This window comes from Streptomyces sp. NPDC051740 (genome assembly GCF_044453165.1).
GTDB lineage: Bacteria > Actinomycetota > Actinomycetes > Streptomycetales > Streptomycetaceae > Streptomyces > Streptomyces atrovirens.
Window position 1 is genome coordinate 3,784 of sequence record NZ_JBITCL010000021.1, and the last position, 17,313, is coordinate 21,096.

Sequence of the window (17,313 nt, forward strand, 5' to 3'; positions counted from 1 at the left end):
CGCCCCCGCCGCGCCCCCGCCCCCCCCCGGCCCCCCCCCCGCGCCCCCGCCCCCCCCCCCCCCCCCCCCCCCCCCCCCCCCCCCCCCCCCCCCCCCCCCCCCCCCCCCCCACCACTTCGCCGCCTCCTCCTGTGCTGCTCCAAGACCAGTGATGAAGCGGAACGGGTTCGCCTGCGTCGCGTCCCGTGAGCAGAGCCGGGCACCGTTGTCGTCGGACCTGTTGTCAGTGGCCTGCGGCATGAGGTGAGCGGAGCCGGAGCGGTACGGGCCCTGTCGGACGCCCGGTTCCTCGAACCAGGGACGGCGGGCATCGCGCATGGGAGACTCGGCGGTCGACTCACCGAGCCAGAAGGGTCATGCGCCGTGTCGGACGCCGTACCGCCGCCGGTCCACCTAGACAAGGTGCTGGAAGGACTCGCGGAGAACCCCGCGTTGCCGCCCGAGTTCGTCCGCCGCCTCTTCGTCCACCACAAGAGCCATCGCAGCGTCGCCGGGCGCCCGGATCTGACCGACGGCATGATCGCCGAGATCATCGCCCTGGACGAGCACTGGCTCACGCACTCGCTCGCGCTCAACCGCAGCCTGCCGGACGCCTTCCGGATGACGCTCGCCGAGCACCCGGATCCGGAGGTACGGGAGGCCGTGGTGGTCGGCGCGGACGGCGGCGCACCGCGCGAGTTGTTCGAGCGGCTGCTCGGCGACAGCGAGCCGCGGGTGCGGGAGTGGCTGGCGCAGAGCGATCGGATGCCGGAGGACCTGCGCGCCCGGCTGGCGGCCGACCCGGATCCGGAGGTACGGGCGACGCTCGCCCGGTGGTGGACGCAGGCGCCGGAGGCGGTGCGCCGGATTCTGCTGACGGATCCCGAGGACGTGGTGCGGGCACGAGCCTGCGCGACCTACTACGCACGGCTTCCTCATCCCGTACCGCCCGCCGACCTGCTCCCGGCGCTGCTGGCCGACCCGGTCACGCGCGCCGGGGCGGTGCGCCACTGCACCCTCGACACCGACACGGCCCGCCGGCTGGCCGACGACCCGATTCCTGAGGTGCGGGAGGAACTCGCCGGGCACCCCGACCTCCCACCGCTGCTGCGTGACGTCCTTGCCGAAGACCTCAACCCGCAGGTCGGACTCCGCGTCTTCGCACGCCGGGACACCCCCGAACCGACCCGCGCCGCGATCCACGCACGGCTCCTGTCCGACGTGCCCCCACAGGACTGGCTCACCGATCTCCACGCCGACCTGGACGACGACGCGCTCGAACGGCAGATCATGAGCGAGATGGCGCACCTGCAGCTACGGACACTGCGCCTGCCGTGGGTGACCGCCGATCCCCTGCCGCACGTGGACTCCCCCTACGCCTGCTTCCGCGCTTCGGCAGCGATGTCCGACGACCTCCCCGCGCCGGTCGTGGCCCGGCTGCTCGACGACGAGGACAGCGGCGTCCGTACGGCCATGGCCCTGCACGCCCGGGACCGGATCGACGCGGCCACCGCCGAACGCATCGACCGCGCCTACCGCCCGGTGAAGAAGACCCGGTGGCGTCCGGCGGACGACTTCCCCCTCCCGACGGACGTCCTCCGGCGTCTGGCCACCGACCCCGATCCGAGGATGCGGCAACTGGCCCCACGCGACCCCGACCTGCCGGTGGAACTCGTCCGCCGCCTGGTCGCCGATCCCGACCCCACCGTGCGCCACACGATCGCGACCCACCCCCGGCTTCCGGTCCGCGAGCTGACGCGGTTGCTGGCCGACCCGTCGGAACGGGTCGCGACCGCCGCAGCCGGCAACCCCGACCTGCCGCCCGAACACATGCAACAGCTCCTCGCCCTGGCGGGCCTGTGAGACCGACGTGTGCGCTGCGAGCAGTCGGCCGAAGATCTTTTCTTTCGGATCCGGGTCCGGCCTTTCACCGTTGACTCCTTCCGTGAGGCGGGCCAGTGCGAGGTCGAGGAGGCGGCCGGCGCGGTCGTCTTCGGCGAGACGGTCTCGGAAGCCGGCCAGCACGCTGTGGTGGAAGCCGGGGCCGTCCAGTTCCATGGCCGTGGCGTACTTGAAGTCAATGCGGCAGCGGACCGACTCGGCGGCCTGCCGGTCGGACAGGCCGAGCAGGAACTGCTGCACACAGACGGTGGCCGGTTGAGCAGGTGAGAGACCCGGACGCCCGTCTCGCGGGTACCGGTCGGCGGAACCACCCGAGCATGCCCGTCGATCTTGCTGCCGCACCGGGACACTCCAAGATCCCCGACAGAGTCAAGCCAGGGCCTGTTGCGAAAGCGGAGTTGTCGGATTCGACGTGCCCTGCGGCAGGTACCGTTTCACGTCAGGCTCTGGGGGGCCGCTGCCTCTGGGGACTGTCAGCCGCGATCGGGAGGCTGTGCAGTGTCAGCGCGGTCGGCGGGGGCAGCGGTTCGTTGGCCGTGTCGGCACGGAACGACTGGAGCAGGTAGGCCACCAGGCGCCGGGACGCCGCACCGTCATCCGGTAGGGCGGTCACCAGAGCGCAGTGTGCCAACAGGACCACGACGAGGTCGGAAGGGTGGAAGTCGGCGCGCAGCGCGCCGGACGCCTGGGCCCTGCGTACCAGGGTGGTGAGGTCCCGCTCGGCTCGTTGCCGGTACTGCGCGTGTGGCGACGTGCTTTCCGGGAAGGCCGCGAGGAACGCGGCCGGGAACCCGCGTTCCTCCCGTTGCAGAGCGCAGACCGTCTCGACCAACCGCTGGAAGCCCTGCCATGGGTCGGGGACGGCCAGAGCCTCGGTGAGCGCTCTCGCGCAGGTCTCCATCTGCTGCGCGAACGCGCCCCTCACCAGGGCGTCCCGGGTCGGGAAATGCCGGTACAACGTCGCCACGCCGACCCCGGCCCGACGGGCCACGGTCGCCATCGGGGCGTCGATCCCGTGCTCCGCGAAGACCGCGCGGGCGGCGACGAGGACACGCTCCCGGTTGCGCCGGGCGTCCGCCCGCACCCCGTCCCGGGCTGTGATCCGAGAGGATTCCGCCATCACTGTCTCTCGCTTCCGGTCCAAGCGGACGATTGCGTCCGCTTAAGAGCTTACGGTCGACGCCAGACCCCTGTACGGCCCTCGGCGGCAAAGGCGGAACGATGGACGACCGCATGATGAAAGCAGTGCTCTACGACCGCTACGGCGGCCCCGATGTGCTCTACGCGGGCCGCGTGCCACGTCCCGAGCCGGCCGCCGGCGAGATCCTTGTGCGGGTGCGCGCGTTCAGCGTCAACGGCGGCGAACTGGCAGCCCGTGCCGGCCGTCTCCGGCTCCTGAGCGGCCGGAAATTCCCCAAGCGCGTCGGCTTGGACTTCACCGGTGAGGTCGCCGCACCGGGTGCCGGAGTCACACGGTTCGCGGCCGGCGATCGTGTATGGGGTGTCCTGGGCCGCACCTCCGGGTTCGGCAGCGCCGCCGAGTACGTGACCGTGCCCGCCGAGCGGGTCGGCCGGCTCCCTGACGGCCTTGACCTGGTGGACGCCGCCGCGCTGCCGGTGGCCACCACGGCCGTCACCGCCCTGCGGGACAAAGCCGGGCTGCGCCCCGGCGAACGACTCCTCGTGCGGGGTGCGGCGGGCGGTGTCGGCAATGCGGCCGTCCAGCTCGGACGGGCGTACGGCGCCGAGGTCACGGCCCTCGCCCGCGCCGCCAACCTCGACTTCGTGCGTGGGATCGGCGCCCACGAGGCCGTCGACCACCGGACCGTGCGGCTGGCGGAACTGGGCCGCTTCGACGTGGTCCTGGACACCGTGGGCACCGACCTGCGGGCTTTCAGGCGCCTATTGAATCCCGGCGGGCGCATGGTCACCATCGCCTTCGACCTGAAACGGCCCGTGGCGTCGCTCGGCTACCTCGCGGCCAGCGCGGTCCACGGGCACAGGCGGGTGCGCTTCTTCAGCGGCAACCCCACGCGGGCGGACTTCGACGACCTCGCCCGCCATGTGGTCGAGGGCAAGCTGAGCCCCGTGGTGGACACGGTCTTCCCCCTGGAGGAGACAGCGGCGGCACACCGGGCGCTGGAGGCGGGCGGCGTCCAGGGCAAGTACGTGGTCAGGGTCGCGTAGGACGTCTGTGGAGGTGCTGATCACAGCCACTCGTTGAGGGCGGCGATGAGGACGGCCGCCTCGAAGCGGACCGCCGGCTACCGCCATGCCATCGACGACAGACCGCGCGGCATCCCCCGAGGCGCCGCGGACACCGCGGACACCGCGTTCGCCGGCGGCTCGCCGGGGCCGGTGAGCCGTCGAAGCCGGGCCGCCCCCGTCCGGGACCGGAAGCGTCGGTCGGCTCCCGGGTGAAGCGGGTCGCTTTCGGGCAGCGTGTTCGACGAGTGTTGAATAAACGACATGTGTTGAATAACTTGGGGGCATGAGGCACATCGAAGTGTGGGCGGACGTGGTCTGCGCCTGGGCGTACATCGGCAAGCGGCGGCTGGCGCGGGCGCTCGAGGGATGGGGCGGCGAGCCCGTCGAGGTGGTGTGGCGGCCGTTCCGGATCGACCCGATGGCGCCGGCGCGGGCGCAGCCGCTGGAGGAGGTGCTGCGGGACCCCGTGGTGGACGCGGCGTTGCAGGGGTGCGCGCCCGGGATGAGCGCGGCCGAGAACCGGGTCAGGGTCTCGGAGATCGCGGCCGCCGAGGGGCTGGGCCCGCGTTGGGGAGCGGCGTGGCGGGCCTCGAGCCATGACGCGCACCGGCTTGTCGCCCTCGCGTACGAGCAGGGTGGGGCCGCCCTCCAGGACACCGTGCTGGAGGGGGTGTTGCGGGCCCACTTCGTGGAGCGGCGGGACATCAGCCGGACGGAGACGCTCCAGGAGGTCGCCGCCGCCGCCGGGTTCTCCGAGGGTGCCCGGCTGCTGGGCGGGGGCGGGGCCGAGGAGTACGTACGGGAGGCCCTGCTGCGGGGCAAGGCGATCGGGGTGACGACCTCGCCGACCCTGGTGATCGGCGGGGAGGCGCTGGCCGGGGCGCACGCGCCCGAGGTGATCGCGCGGTTCGTGGCGCGGGCCGTGGCCGAGCCGCGGCGCGAGCTGCCGGCCGAGGTCGAGCGGCTGCGGCTGGCCGAGGCGCTGCTCGACAAGGGCGATCCGCTGGGCTGTCTGACGCTGCTGGGCCCGCTGCTGGCGGAGCACCCCGAGGAGCGGAGCGTACGGATGCTCGCCGCGCGTGCCCACTACCACTCGGCGCAGCTGTCGCGGGCGCGGAGCGGACTGGAGAGGCTGGTGGCGGAGAACCCGGACGACGCGTACGCCCGGTTGCTGCTGGGCCGGACCCTGGAGCGGCGGGGGGAGGGGGAGGAGGCGGCGTCGCATCTGCGGATCGCCGCCGCGATGAACCCCGAGTACGGGAGGGCCGGGTGAGCGGCGCACGTCCTCGGCGGCGTGGAACCGGCTGACAGTTGTGCAACACATGTCGCTTAATGGACATGTGTTGCACTCATGTCGTGTGTTGTGGAACCGTGATCCCATGCCGAACACCTCCCACACCCGGGGAGCCTCACGCGACCCCCGCGCCCGCCGGACCAGGGCGCTGCTGCGCTCCGCGGTCCTGGACCTCTCGATGGAGAAGGACCTGGACGGCATCACCATGAGCGACATCGCCGAGCGCGCGGAGGTGAACCGGGCCACGGTCTACCTGCACTACAAGGACCGTGAGGACCTGCTCCTCGACGCCACCGAGTCGACGATGGACGGTGTGGTCGAGGCGGTCCGCGCCTGCCGGCTGAGCGTGGACGCGCATGCGCTGCCCGACACCACTCCGGTGCACCTGGTCAGCCTGTTCACCCAGGTCGACAAGCACCGCGCCGTCTACCGCCGGATGCTCGGCGAGGACGGCAGCCCGCGTTTCGCCGCCCGCCTCGAACGGCTCCTGGCGCAGGCCTGGTTCGAGCAGCTGCTGACCGGGACCCCGCCGGACGCGGTCGACGAGAGGGCACTGCTGGTGCGCGCGCACTTCCTCGGTGGGGCACTGCTGGCGGTCATCGGCCGCTGGGTCCGCGACGAGTTCGACGGCGAGGGTGAGAGAGGCATGAGCGTGACCGAGGTCGCCGATCTGACCTGGGCGCTGGTACGAGGCGGGGGATGACCGTGACACGGACGCGGGTGGCGGCCACGGCGACCGGCCCGGCGCGGACGCCGGTGCTCGCGGTGCTCGGGAACGAGCTGGTGCGCTGAGGTGTCACCACCCTGCGCGCTGTCCCCCCGGCCGCGGCCCGCCCCAGGCGCTCGGCCGCCCGGGGCAGGAGGGGGAGCGGCACAGGCGTCGGCTCACTCGTCGATCGACGCACCGAAGCGCGCGTCGGTTCCGGGAGCGTCGAGCGAGCCTCCGCCGTACGACCATGATCCGGTGCTCACCGTCCCGGTGGTGGAGGCGGCGAGCCACCAGACCACTCCGTCGCCGGTGTTCTCGCCGGGTGCCGCGGCCAGCAGCTCGGAGCGGCCGTCGGCGTCCGTGTCGGCGAGCCGGACCTGTCCGCCCCAGCGGTCCCCCTTCTCCGCCGTCCCGGGCACGCCCGCCGAACTCTGGTCGAAGGACTTCGCGCCCACCGCCGTCAGCCCGGCGGCCGAACCGCGCAGGATCCGCACCCCGCCCGCGTCCGCCACGGTGCCGATGTCCTCGCCGGGCACGCCCACGGTCAGGTCGGCGTGACCGTCGCCGTCGATGTCGGCGAGGGAGACGTCGGCGCCGAAGCCGTCGCCCAGTTCGGCGGTGCCCGGCACACCGGCGGTGTACTGGGCCCACACCTGCGCGGGAGTGCCGAGTTCGTCCACGTTCTCCATGCCGTCCTCGGAGCCCAGGTAGACGCCGACGGTTCCACCCGTGAGGGGTTCGTGCTCGTCCTCGGGCTTGTCGGGCCTGCCGTAGACCAGGTCGTCGTATCCGTCGTCGTTGATGTCGCCGGACGCCGTGGCGGAACCGCCGGCCAGGTCGCGGGTGTAGGCCGGCCCGTCCGCGGCGCCCATGTACAGGGAGGAACGTGGCCTGGGGTCCTCCTCCAGGCTGTCGCCGGACACCAGCAGGTCCGCGTATCCGTCGCCGTCGTAGTTCCCGGTGGTCAGGGAGACGGGCCGGATCGATTCGCGGCCGGGGACACCGGCGGTGTCGAGCCGGCCCGCTCCTTCCAGGGAGCCGGCGCCGTGGACGAACAGGGAGGCGCCCGTGCGGTCGGCCACGGCGAGCACGTCGCCCGGTGTGGTCCCGGAGAGCCGGGCGGCGGCGAGGGCCAGGCCGAACCGGGCGTTCGCCGCGGGCGCCTGCGACCTCAGGCTGACGCTGCGGGCGGGGGTCAGCCCGGTCCGGGATCCGTAGAGGACCGTCACCCGGCCCGCGTCGCTCACGGAACCCTCGTCCTCACCCGGCGCGGCGACGATCGCGTCGTCGTAGCCGTCGGCGTCGAGGTCCCCCGTGGCCACGGCGGCGCCGAAGCCGTCACCGGACTCGGCGGAGCCCGGGACCCCCGCGGTCGCCTGACCGAAGACGGCGGTGCGGACCCGGGGGACGCTGGTGGCGGTGCCGATGCCGCTCGCGGCGCCGTACTGGACGGTGACGTAGCCCGCCCCCTTCCTGCCGCCGTCGGTGCCGCCCGGAGCGCCGGTCAGGACGTCGTCGTAGCCGTCGCCGTCGAAGTCGCTGTTGCGGTCGTCGGCGTAGGTGCCTCCGGGCGTGCCCGCGAAGGCCGCGGGCGCGGCGGTGAGGGCCGCACCGCTCAGCAGCAGGAACGATGCGGCGGCGACGGCCGTGGAACGTCTGTGGGTCATGATCTGCTCCGATGTGCGGGGCGACGGTGGGTCGCGGTCACAGGTTGGATCCATGACGCGGAGGGAAAGTTGTGGCCCGCCGGTCTTCCGCGACAGAGGGGTGAACCGTTCCGGGTTCGGTGGGGACTCCGGAGTGCTCCGAGTTCGGTGGAGCCGCGTCACCTGTCCGTTCGCGGCCCCGGACAGAGGCAAGGGGACGCCGACACACCGCCCTCGTCGGCCCCGTGACTCCCGGCACGCCGCCGGGTAACCTCTCCGCGCACCTCCGGGACGCCTAACTCGTTTGAACAGAGGTGCAGTTCACGATCCGGAGACGTCATGCCGCTGTCGGAAGGTCAAACCGTGTACATGGTCGACGTGCCGCTGGGGAGCGGCGGCGAGGTCGTACGAGTGCGGGTGAACGACGTCGGGGAGGAGGTCGTGCGCGTCGGACGCGGCAGCCGTGCCGTCGCCCGGGCCGAGCAGTCCCTGGAACAGATGCTGGACGTCGTACGGCCGGTCGCGGACGCCTTCGTCGGCCGCTGCCGCGGCATGCTCCGGCCGCCGGACGAGGCGACCCTCGCATTCGGCATGTCGCTCTCCGCCGACGCGAAGGTCCTCATCGCGGGCTCCTCCGCGGAGGCCAACTTCTCGGTCAGCCTCACCTGGCACAACGGCCCCGCCGGCACGGACGCGGTACCGGAAACCGCACCCGGACCGGAGTCCGCGGACCGGGGCCCGGCGGACGGCCCCGCCTCCGGGGGCTGAATCCCGTAGGGCAGGCCGGCATCCGCCGTCGCACTGCCGGCACCCTCCCGCTCCCCCACCGCACCGAGGAGGTCCCCGTGCACGACCAGGACGATCCGGGCCGTACCGCGGCCGGATCCGGATACGCCGGGCACGGCGGGCACGGCGGGCACGGCGGGCACGGCGGGCACGGTGGGCACGGCGAGCACGGCGAGCACGGCGGGCACGAGGACGCCGACACCGTCCTCGCCGCCGGGACGGTCCGTCTCCGGAACGGGCACGGCGATTCCGCCGGTACCGGATTCCTCGTCGGCGACGGGCTCGTCCTCACCTGCGCCCACGTGGTGTGCGACGCGCTAGGGAAACCCCGCGACACCGAGGTGCCCCCCGGGGCCCGGGTCACCGTCGACCTGCCGCTCCTCACCGGGCCCGGGGCCCCGGGACACGACGTCGAAGCGGAGGTGACGCACTGGGTGCCGATCCGGGAGGACCGCAGCGGCGACGTGGCCGTGCTGCGACTGCTCGGTCCGGTGCCGGGGGCGCGGCCACTGCCGACCAGCCTGTCCCGGCGGCTGTGGGAACACGGGTCCCGCATCGTCGGTTTCACCGACAGCTCCGACCGGCCCGTGTGGCAGCGGGGCAGTCTCCTCGGCCCCGCGGGGAAGGGCTGGGTACAGCTGTCCCGGGCCGACGGACAGACGGTCCGGGTCACCGGCGGGTTCAGCGGCGGCCCGGTCTGGGACAACGCCCTCGGCGCCGTCGTCGGCATGATCGTGGCCGCGGGGCCGGCCCGGGACGACCAGCAGGCGTACATGCTGCACCTCGGGGCGCTCGCCGACGAGATCCCCGTCCTCGCCGGGGCGTTCCTGGCCCCGACGCCCTTCCGTGGCCTGGAGCCCTTCCGCGAGGAGGACGCCGACGTCTTCTTCGGCCGCGAGGAGGACACGGAGGCCGTGGTCACCGCACTGCGCGGTGACCGCGCGGCGGTGACGCTGTGCGGACCCTCGGGGTGCGGCAAGTCCTCCCTCGCCCTCGCGGGGGTGGCGCCCGTCATGCGCCGCGCCGGCCACGAGGTGGTGGTCGTCCACTGCGGCCGCACCTCCCACCCGGTGGATGCCCTGGCGGTCGCACTCCTCGAACTGGCACGCCAGGAACGGTTCGGGCCACCACGCGCCCCCGGCGTCGAGCGGGTCGCCACCTGGCTGACCGGGGCGGGCCTCGCGGACACCGTCCACCGGCTCACCGGCAGCGCCACCACCGACCTCCTCGTCGTACTGGACCAGGCCGAGGCACTGCTCGACCTGCCCGAAGGGGAGCTCACAGCCCTCCTGTCGGTGCTGTTCCCCGCCCGGCGCACCGCCGGGATGCGGGTGCTGCTCACGCTGCGCGCCGACTTCGTCGACGCCGCCCTCAGCCACGAACACCTCGGCCCGGCGTTGAAGCGGGGGGTTGTCCTGCCGCTGACCCCGATGACCCGGGAGCAGCTCCACACCGTCATCACCCGCCCCGTGGACCGTGTCCCCGGTGTCTCCTACGAACCCGGGCTGGCCCACCGCATCCTCGAGGACGCCGGCGGTGAACCCGGCGCCCTCCCCCTCCTCTCCTTCGTCCTGCGGCACCTGTGGCAGGAACAGTCGGGCGGTCGCCTGAGGGTCGAAACGTACGAGAGGGCCGGCGGCGTCTCCGGCGCGCTGCGCAGGCACGCGGAGGAGGCATGGCGGAAGTACGTCCCGTCCGTGACCGGGATCGGCTCCTCTGACCCCGCGGACGCCCCGGAGACCCCGGACCCCGCGGACGCCCCGGACCCTGCGGACGCCCCGGAGACCCCTGACCCCATGGAAGCCGTCACGGACGCGCGGCGGCTCCTCGCCGGACTGGTACGCGTGGTGCCGGGCAGCGGCGCCCCCGCACTGCGGCGGGTGCTGACCCGGGCGGAGGCCGGCGAGCGGCGCTGGCGCCTGGCCGTGCTGTTCGCCGGGAAGGACGAGCGTCTGCTGGTGCTCCACGGCGGGGCCGGTGTGCCGGAGAGCGTGGAACTCGCCCACGAAGCCCTCATCACGGTCTGGCCGGCGCTGTCCGAAGTGGTGCGCGAGGACCGGGACTTCCTCGCCGCACGCGCGGAGTTGCAGCACGACCGGGAACGCTGGGAGAGCGCGGGACGTGCCGACGAGCTCCTGCCGCGGGGCGCGCAACTCGTCTCTCTCGAAAGCCGACTCGCCGGACGCACCGACGAACTGACGGCGGCCGAGACCGAACTCCTCGACCTCGCGGACAGCCAACGACGCGCGATACAACACGCGACACAACAGCAGCACCGTGCCCGGCAGCGGCGCATCCGGCAGGCTTGGACGGCCGGCGGCCTCGCTTTCGCGCTCATCGCCGCCCTGATCGTGTTCTTCGTCCAGGAGTCCCGGGTGAGCGAGAAGCGGGCGGCGGACGGCCGGTCCAGGTCGCTGGCCGTGCAGGCGGACGAGCTGGCCGACACCAATCCCGCCCAGGCCGCCCTGGCCGCGATCGCGGGTTACGACATCTCCCCGACTCAGGAAGCCCGCAACGCGTTGCTGCGCCGGTACGCCTCGGTCAAGGAAAAGGCCTGGGTCCTGTCGGGCGTCGAGGGGAAGATCGACAGCGTCGCCATGAGCGCGGACGGCGCGGTGACTCTGGCGATCTCCGACACCCGGCGCGCGACCCTGTTCCTGCGTACGAAGCAGGGCAAGGTGCGCCAGGTCAACCTCCGCCTCCGTCCCAACGTCCAGCAGCCCACGGTCAGTCTGGACGGGCGGCGCATCGCCTATGTGCGCGACGAGGACCGAGCCGTTGTCTGGCGCGATGTCACCCCCACGGCGAAGTACCCGGTGGGGCCTGCACATCTGCTCAAAGGTCCGCCGGTGAAGGCCAAGCCGGATGACTGGGGCAACCAGCGTAAGCTGATCGACTTCTCGCGCACCTCCCGATACCTCGTCGAAACAGCGGCCGATTCCACGACGTTCCCGGTACGTGTCTGGGATCTGAAGACGGGACGCCAACGCGACCTGCCCAAGATCATTCCCGGGATCAAGTCCATTTGGTTCGGCCCTGACGACGCCACGCTGATGGCAATGGGGACCACCTCGTCCTACACCGAGATGATGGACGCGGTCGACATCCGGACCGGTACGAGGCGACGCCTGGTCACGGATGGCAAACAGAGCGGTGTGTCGAGTGACGGAACCGTGGTCATCACCTGCCATGAAGGGGACAGCGAGTCCTCGACCAACGCCCTGTACCAGACGATACGAGTGACGGACCGGCGAGTTCTGCGCAGTTACCGAGCCGATTACACCGGGTGCGGACCTACGATCCTTGACGCCAAGGGCGACCGGTTTGCCCTGACCGGCCTCAGGGACACCTGGGAAATCGTCAACGCCAACGGCGACGATCGACCACGAAAAGTCATACCTCCTTCTGGCGTATCCGAATTCGACATCACTCCGGAACTACCCTTGCTCGGCTCCGAACGGGAGCCTGTCCTGGCCTTCAAGGACGACAGTTCGATCTCCGGCCAAACCCTGGTGAGCGCCGATGGAGAAACCGCCTACGGCGTACCGAGACTGCTCGGGGACGGACGCACGGTACTCGTCCGCCTCGGAGAGAAAGGCGACTCCCTGCGCGTCACGGAGACCGAGGGCGACAACGACCTCGCCGAAGTGTCCGTCAAGGCCAAGACACCGCCGGCCAAGGAACAGGTCATCGCGATCAACAAGGCCGAGACGCTGATGGCGGACGTGTCGGACAAGAATCGGGTGACGGTCCGCCGACTGCCGTCCCTGCGCCGCGTATCGGAGTTCAGGACAGCCGTCGTACCACCCGTCGTCGACTGGGACCCCCACGACCTCTTCACCGAGCCCGGTGACGAAGGCGAACTGGAACCCGTCGACCTCGCCTTCCTGCCCGGTGACCGGCTCGTGACGGTCGTCGGGTCCCGCGTCGAACAGTGGGACGCACGCGAGGGACGTCGTCTTTCCTCGATCGATCTGAAGGACCTCCGGCTCACATCAGGGAGCCGGCCGGACTACTACGTGACTGCCCACCGCGACCCGGACCTCTTGGCGGTCAGCGTGGACGGCGAACCGGACCTGCACGCCGTCGACCTGCGAACAGGCCGGGAGAGGAAAGACCTCCGCATCCGATTCGCCGACGACTTCCTCACCGCGTACTTCCTCAAGGACACGCGCTACATGGCCGTACTGACCTCGGGACGCATCCTGGAGCTGTGGTCCGTCGAGCTGGGACAACGACCACGTCGGGTGGCAGCCTTCCCCAAGCCGCTGCGGCCCGGCGAGTGGGCGACGGGCAACCCCAGTGGCGCCCACTACTTCCTGGCCGCCGACAGTTCTGTGACCTTCCTGAAGGCAGACGATCCGTCGTACCGGGAGACCTACGAGTTCGCCGAGAGCCAGCGCGTCGTCTCCGCCACCAGGGACGGCAAGGCACTGTTCGGCTCTCCCGCCCCGGAGTCCTCACTCGACGCGCTCGGGAAGTCTCCCCTCTCGCTGACCCGGCTGGACCCCACCCTGTGGAAACGGCATCTGTGCAAGGTGATCGGCCGTGGCCTCACCGACGACGAACGCCGCGGCCTGCCCGGCCGGCTGCCAGACAAGGTCTGCCCCGACCCCGCGCAGGACTGAGGCCGGAACCCGCCCCTGTGCCGGAGCTCGGGGCAAGCTCCGCGACTCCGGCCGTCACCGGTCCTCTGCTCGGCCGGGGACGTCCGGCACGCGGGATGCCCCGGTACCGGCACTCGCCTCTCCGGCTTCCCGTTCGGTGGTGGCCATGCGGTCGAGGGCGGCTCGGAAGACGGGTACGTCCTCGGCGCTCATCCGGTAGGCGACGGCTTTCTGCCACGAGGGGTTCTCCGGGTCGTACAGCACGGTGATGGGCGCCCGGGTGCCCTCCGGCCACCAGCCTTCGCGCACCCCGCGCGGGATGGCGCGGGACAGGGCGACGGTGGGCCCGTTGAGCTTGCCGAGCTGTTCGCGCAGCAGGACGGCGCTGGCGATGCCGTGGCGGTCGATGACGAGTCGGGCGAACCGGCGGGCGCCGGCGGGCAGCGAGCGGAGGTAGCGTTCGGCCCGGTCGACGGTCCACTCGGTGTCCGCGGTGACCGTCAGTTCGTGGCGGTGCTCGGCGAGGAGTTCGAGCAGTTTCCGCTCGAACTCCTCCGATGCGCCTTCGATGGTGATTCTCATGGAGCCTTCCGGCGGATACTTGCCCGCTTCTCCGGGGTCTGCATGGGAGTATGACCCGCCGAACCCCTCGCCGTACAGGTCCCGGAGAAACCGGCCGGAATTCTGCATGTGTTCGGGTGGCGCGGCGGCACGGCGCGAACAGCCTCGTATAATTTCCCTTATACGAGGCTGTCCTGAGGGAGGGGCACATGGCCGACTCCGTCGCCGTGGAAGTGGTCGACGCCGAGCTGGTCGACGAGGACGAGGACCGGGCGCTCCCCGCCCTCGCGGACACGCCGGCACACCGCCCCCTCGTCGGCCGGCACACGCTGCTCCGGCCGGACGCCCCGATCCCGACGACGGCCGGTCAGCCGACGTACACCGAAGCCGACTTCCGGATCTCGCAGGAGACGGCCGACCTGATCGACGGGGCGCCGCCCGCCAACACCTCCCGCACCTACGGCTCGGCCCTCGGGCAGTTCCACGCCTGGTGCGCCGAGAACGGCCGGGTGCCGATGCCGTGCACCACGGCGACGTTCGTGGAGTACGTCGGACACCTGGTGCAACGGGACCTGGCGCCCTCGTCCGTCCAGGTCCACATGTCGGCGATCCGCTCCGCCCACCCCGACGGACAGCAGCCCGGAATGAAGGAGGCCCGGCAGGTCCTCCGCAGGCACGCCCGGGAGCGGGCCCGGCGCCGCGCGCCCAGGAAGGCACCGCCGATCCGTACCGCGGCCCTGTCCGCCATGGTGGCCACCTGCGCCGCGGCCGACGGGCGCGAGCAGCCGAAGGCCCTGAGGGACGCCGCGCTGCTCACCCTCGGATGGGGGATGCTGTCCCGCCGCAGCGAGCTCGCCAACCTCCTGGTCGAGCACCTGGTCGTGGAGGACGACGGCGTGACCGTGCGCGTGGCGTTCTCCAAGACCGACCAGGCCGCCCACGGCGAGGACACGTTCGTACCGGCCGACCCGGAGGTCCCGTCCCTCTGCCCCGTCGTCCGAGTACGCGCGTGGCTGGAGGAGTTGCGCCGTCACGGCATCACGTCCGGCCCGCTGTTCCGGCACATCACCCGCGGCGGCACCATCCGCCCGCGCTCCGGGCCGCGCGGCGACTTCCTCAGCCCCGACGCGATCGGGAACATCGTCAAGACCCGTGCCCGGCTCGCCGGCGTCAAGGCCCCCGGCGGCCGCGCGGTGACCGCGCACGGCCTGCGCCGGGGCCCGGCACAGGAGATCTCCGAAGCAGGCGGAGACCCGACCGCCCAGGGCCGGTGGAAGCCGGGTTCCCCCACGGTCCTCAAGCACTACATCGAGCCCGCCCGGGGCAAGACGAACAACCCACTGCACGCGGCCCGCGCCAAAGCCCGTGCACAGTAAGGAACTTGACTGAAGCTCAGTTCAATCGTCGCGTGACGGGCGACCGAGAGGGGGTATATCAGGTGGCCGAGGTGCTCAGAAATCGCAAGCGCCCGTAGGGGAGCCGATGTCAGGCTGCCTGGGATGTCCGACTAGTACTCCAGTGCGGTTTCGTGATCTATCCAGCGGGTTCATTGCCGGCCCGTCGTCGGTAGTGGCTGCGTCGGGCTGTCGCCTGGTGGCGTCGGCGCCAGTTGGACCAGTGCAGCAGCCTGGTCGCGGTCACGGCTGGTGGGTTGAGGGCAGCGGTAAGCAGGTGGCGGATCTCCGGGACGGTCAGTTTGATCGGATCGCGGCTGCGGGCGAGGTGGTGCGGATCGGCGGACGGGTTGAGGGCCGAGGCGGCGGCGAGGGCGGTCAGGAAGGCCAGGGCGAGCATGACGAGGGTGATGTGCCGGTGCCATGAGGTCCAGTGCCTGACTTGGTAGTGGTCGAGTCCGACCTGGCCCTTGGCGGCCTGGAAGCACTCTTCGACGCTCCAGCGGACGCTGGCGACGCGGACCAGCTCCGCGAGGGTGACCATGGCGGGTGACCAGCACAGGTTGACAACGGGGTGCTGGCCACCGGGTCGGTGACATACCGAGATGTCCCCGCAGTCGATAAGGTCGACTTCACGACCACCAAGTACCACCTGTACATCACACACACCGGATCCACACCCACGAAGCCCAACGTGAACTGGGACCATCCGAAGCAGGTCCGCTGCAACACCCATCTCACGAAACTCGGAAATGAGAGCACCGGGTGCGTGGACAACACCGCCCCGGAACAGCCGGCCCTCGAACTTCCGATCAGCGAGTGGGGCGCCGCGGCCGCCACATACGGGTGGGCACAGCACAACCTCCCGGACCAAAAGGGCCTCGTTGGCGGCAACCCGCTGCACCAGACCAAGGACGGCGATGACAGGCGCGAGATAACGTGCGCGAAATTCGAGAAAAAGCCGGAGATTCTTGACGACTCCTGTGACGAGTACCCGTTCGCCTCGACCAAGGAAGGCGGACAAGAGGCAGCCTTGTGCGCCGAGATCCAGCCTGTGCGCCAGGAGGACGGCAAGTACAAATTTTTCGAGGCGTGGAATGACAGGCCGGTAACTTATACCGAACCCTGCGTGCGCAGCCACGTCAATCTTATCGAGAACACGAATGCTGGTGGCGAGTGCGGCCGGTATGTGGCAAAATGGCGCCTGATCGAGGGAGACGCATTCCACCTCGACATACCGGACTACTTCGACATGGTGGTAGACGCCACATAACACCGCGTCCACACCAGACCGCTTCAACAGGGTTGAGAACCATGCCGGTCTCGCCTTTCATGAAAGGCGAGACCGGCAATCGCGATGGCAGGAAGAATAATGCCCAGTTCTTGGCGCCTTTCAGATTCTGAAAACTTCTGCCTGAGCCTGACCTTACACAAGAGCCCCGAAGAAGTGATGGAAATCTATGGGGCCGACTTGAACAGCGCTCGCTTGATGCACGCAAAAGACATTCCTGATGCCCCGCCGCTGGGTACCGTAATTTGCGCCGGACAGTTGGGTGAATGGTCCTTCTGTATCGAGTTCGAGGACTTCATTGGCTCCACAAGCAAAGTCATGCGCGACCTGTCACATAAGACCGAATCGATAATCTTGTTTCGGACCGCGAAGGCCCTGAAATCCTTCCAGTATGTGACGGACGGAAGAATCGTCGAGCAGTTCGAGCCGGGATTCCCGTCCAGCGTTCACGGCGAGAGTTCTCATGCATTCGCGGAACAAGTGCACGTACTTACCGCCGCAAGTACGCGCCCGATAGCGGCCTCTCTAGAGGTCATTGCCCGGTATACTGGACACGAACTCACTACGGAGCAGCTTCACGGACCGCTGCTCACCACGGTCATTGACGAGCCTGACCGAGTCGCCCTCCGCTACCCGGATCCGCCCTTGCAATATCCGGAGGTTCCCCAAAGGAGTTCCCGACGGACCGGCCGACCGTTGGGCCGCCTGCCGTAGCCGTGGCGGTCCCGGCCCGCCGCTCGCCTACGCCCTCAGCCTCGGACCGTATGACTATCTGTGCGCCTTGGGGAAGATCGAGCGGGTTACCGAGCGAGACATCGTGGGCGGCATCAGGCAGGGCCGCACTCCACGCAGCCAATCTATCTGTGGTACCGGATCCCCACCGGAAATCCGGCCGTCTCGGTCCACTGCTATCCCTTTCCTGCGCTACACCGTGGT

General features: G+C 70.8%; 12 protein-coding genes and 2 pseudogenes. 9 read left to right on the forward strand and 5 right to left on the reverse strand.

All coding sequences use genetic code 11. The features are described from left to right. The first annotated feature begins 363 nt into the window (after window positions 1-363). Entirely contained in the window at window positions 364-1,842 is a 1,479-nt protein-coding gene (locus tag ACIA6T_RS28175; protein ID WP_399449285.1) for a hypothetical protein, read from the forward strand. A gap of 177 nt (window positions 1,843-2,019) precedes the next feature. On the opposite strand, the pseudogene ACIA6T_RS28180 reads toward ACIA6T_RS28175, so the two are convergent. Beyond that, window positions 2,020-2,223: pseudogene (locus ACIA6T_RS28180) on the reverse strand (transposase); the annotation flags it as partial. A 97-nt stretch (window positions 2,224-2,320) separates the two neighbouring features. Beyond that, window positions 2,321-3,001, reverse strand: coding sequence for a TetR/AcrR family transcriptional regulator (locus tag ACIA6T_RS28185; RefSeq protein WP_399449286.1), 681 nt, complete (start codon window positions 2,999-3,001; stop codon window positions 2,321-2,323). Between the two features lie 101 nt (window positions 3,002-3,102). Between ACIA6T_RS28185 and ACIA6T_RS28190 the strand changes: the two genes are divergently transcribed. The 3 genes from ACIA6T_RS28190 to ACIA6T_RS28200 all read left to right on the forward strand — a co-directional run bounded on the left by ACIA6T_RS28190 (window position 3,103) and on the right by ACIA6T_RS28200 (window position 6,086). Then, window positions 3,103-4,068 carry an NAD(P)-dependent alcohol dehydrogenase gene (locus tag ACIA6T_RS28190; RefSeq protein ID WP_399449287.1) on the forward strand — a complete coding sequence of 322 codons (966 nt, stop codon included), beginning with the start codon at window positions 3,103-3,105 and terminating at the stop codon, window positions 4,066-4,068. A gap of 304 nt (window positions 4,069-4,372) precedes the next feature. Beyond that, window positions 4,373-5,362, forward strand: coding sequence for a DsbA family protein (locus ACIA6T_RS28195; RefSeq protein WP_399449288.1), 990 nt, complete (start codon window positions 4,373-4,375; stop codon window positions 5,360-5,362). A 106-nt stretch (window positions 5,363-5,468) separates the two neighbouring features. Then, on the forward strand, window positions 5,469-6,086 hold the full coding sequence (locus ACIA6T_RS28200) for a TetR/AcrR family transcriptional regulator (RefSeq protein ID WP_399449290.1): 618 nt from the start codon (window positions 5,469-5,471) through the stop codon (window positions 6,084-6,086). A gap of 182 nt (window positions 6,087-6,268) precedes the next feature. Here ACIA6T_RS28200 and ACIA6T_RS28205 read toward each other — a convergent pair whose 3' ends face one another. Further along, window positions 6,269-7,759, reverse strand: coding sequence for an FG-GAP repeat protein (locus ACIA6T_RS28205; RefSeq protein ID WP_399449291.1), 1,491 nt, complete (start codon window positions 7,757-7,759; stop codon window positions 6,269-6,271). A 318-nt stretch (window positions 7,760-8,077) separates the two neighbouring features. Between ACIA6T_RS28205 and ACIA6T_RS28210 the strand changes: the two genes are divergently transcribed. After that, the gene (locus ACIA6T_RS28210) at window positions 8,078-8,506 is read left to right on the forward strand and encodes a CU044_2847 family protein (RefSeq protein WP_399449292.1); all 429 of its coding nucleotides are present in this window, start codon (window positions 8,078-8,080) and stop codon (window positions 8,504-8,506) included. A gap of 77 nt (window positions 8,507-8,583) precedes the next feature. Next, the gene (locus tag ACIA6T_RS28215; RefSeq protein WP_399449293.1) at window positions 8,584-13,152 is read left to right on the forward strand and encodes a trypsin-like peptidase domain-containing protein; all 4,569 of its coding nucleotides are present in this window, start codon (window positions 8,584-8,586) and stop codon (window positions 13,150-13,152) included. A 54-nt stretch (window positions 13,153-13,206) separates the two neighbouring features. Here the strand turns inward: ACIA6T_RS28215 and ACIA6T_RS28220 are convergent, their stop codons facing one another. Then, a complete protein-coding gene (locus tag ACIA6T_RS28220) occupies window positions 13,207-13,713 on the reverse strand; it encodes a hypothetical protein (protein WP_399449294.1) in 507 nt (168 codons plus the stop codon). A 188-nt stretch (window positions 13,714-13,901) separates the two neighbouring features. Here ACIA6T_RS28220 and ACIA6T_RS28225 point away from each other — a divergent pair, with 188 nt between their 5' ends. Continuing rightward, window positions 13,902-15,068, forward strand: coding sequence for a site-specific integrase (locus tag ACIA6T_RS28225; protein WP_399449295.1), 1,167 nt, complete (start codon window positions 13,902-13,904; stop codon window positions 15,066-15,068). A 382-nt stretch (window positions 15,069-15,450) separates the two neighbouring features. On the opposite strand, the pseudogene ACIA6T_RS28230 reads toward ACIA6T_RS28225, so the two are convergent. Further along, window positions 15,451-15,630, reverse strand: a pseudogene (locus ACIA6T_RS28230) (IS701 family transposase); the annotation flags it as partial. Window positions 15,631-15,660: 30 nt separating this feature from the next. Here ACIA6T_RS28230 and ACIA6T_RS28235 point away from each other — a divergent pair. Together ACIA6T_RS28235 and ACIA6T_RS28240 are read left to right on the forward strand one after the other, a co-directional pair. Continuing rightward, window positions 15,661-16,359 carry a NucA/NucB deoxyribonuclease domain-containing protein gene (locus ACIA6T_RS28235; RefSeq protein WP_399449296.1) on the forward strand — a complete coding sequence of 233 codons (699 nt, stop codon included), beginning with the start codon at window positions 15,661-15,663 and terminating at the stop codon, window positions 16,357-16,359. Window positions 16,360-16,458: 99 nt separating this feature from the next. Beyond that, window positions 16,459-17,091 carry a DUF6461 domain-containing protein gene (locus ACIA6T_RS28240; protein ID WP_399449297.1) on the forward strand — a complete coding sequence of 211 codons (633 nt, stop codon included), beginning with the start codon at window positions 16,459-16,461 and terminating at the stop codon, window positions 17,089-17,091. Window positions 17,092-17,313 lie beyond the last annotated feature (222 nt).